A 423-nucleotide genomic window follows, 5' to 3' on the forward strand; every position below is an offset into this window, starting at 1 on the left:
CGCAAGTATTACTACCTCAAGCTGAAAGAGAACTTTTTTGACAGCGACTCCATTGTGCTGCTGGAAGATATGAAAGACGGGATTTTATACTCCAATATCCTCTTGAAGCTGTTCTTAAAATCGCTGAAAAACGGCGGGAAATTGCAGCTTGACGAGCATATCCCCTACACAGCGCAGATGATAGAGACACTGACCCGCCACCAGATAGGGACGGTTGAGAGGGCTTTAGAGATTTTCCGGCAGTTGGGGCTTGTGGAGCAGCTTGACAGCGGGGCTTTCTATATGACCGACATTGAGCTGATGATAGGACAGTCCTCTACCGAAGCCGAGCGGAAACGGGCTGCAAGACTGGAAAACAAGGCACTTTTTCCGCCCCGGACAAAAGGCGGACATTTGTCCGACATTCGTCCACCAGAGATAGAG

At 49.6% G+C, this 423-nt stretch carries 1 protein-coding gene; it reads left to right on the top strand.

What is annotated here, in order from left to right:
- Window positions 1–423, top strand: a 423-nt coding sequence (locus NE664_14465; protein ID MCQ4727838.1) for a phage replisome organizer N-terminal domain-containing protein, incomplete at both ends; no start/stop codon positions are given.

Origin of the sequence: Anaerotignum faecicola, assembly GCA_024460105.1 — a bacterium.
GTDB lineage: Bacteria > Bacillota > Clostridia > Lachnospirales > Anaerotignaceae > JANFXS01.